This window comes from Cellulophaga sp. F20128, assembly GCF_023015805.1.
In the GTDB taxonomy this organism is placed as follows: domain Bacteria; phylum Bacteroidota; class Bacteroidia; order Flavobacteriales; family Flavobacteriaceae; genus Cellulophaga.
Genome location: NZ_JALKBA010000078.1, coordinates 1 through 505 on the forward strand (window position 1 = coordinate 1; position 505 = coordinate 505).

Genomic DNA, 505 nt, shown 5'->3' on the forward strand with positions numbered 1-505 from the left:
CGGGACAGCTTCCATAGCGTGATTTTGAATATTCAATATACCATGTATCCAAATCTATAGCCTTATTGGTCCAAGCCATATCGGATACCAACTCAAAAGTAACTTCATTATTTTCAATACCTTCAGGAGCAAAACCAAAACCAGAATTACTTTTATAAAATGGAGATTTTAAAAGTTCTATCGGGTTTGTGGCATAATAATCATGCACACCGGTATGTCCCGTTTTTCCGCCACTGTTTAGCATAAAACCATAAACCCAAGGCTTATTGTTATACCCTTCAAAAACTTCATAGTTAAATCCATTTTTATATGCAATACCATTGTATTCATAAGCATAATCCAGAATCATTACCTTATCATCAGGAATTCTACTAAAAAGTGCATTCGTTGTTTCCTTGTTCCAGATATTCCTTTGGTAGGTAAACATCCATCCCTGCACTACCCATACGGCATCCGGATTTCCTGATTTAAGGGACTCATAAATAGAACTTCCGTACTCTGCCAA

General features: G+C 36.4%; 1 protein-coding gene. It reads right to left on the bottom strand.

Annotation, left to right across the window (positions count from 1 at the left end; genetic code table 11):
- Positions 1 to 505: alpha-N-acetylglucosaminidase TIM-barrel domain-containing protein (locus tag MWU65_RS17545; RefSeq protein ID WP_281501089.1), on the bottom strand; the 505-nt coding region annotated here is incomplete at both ends.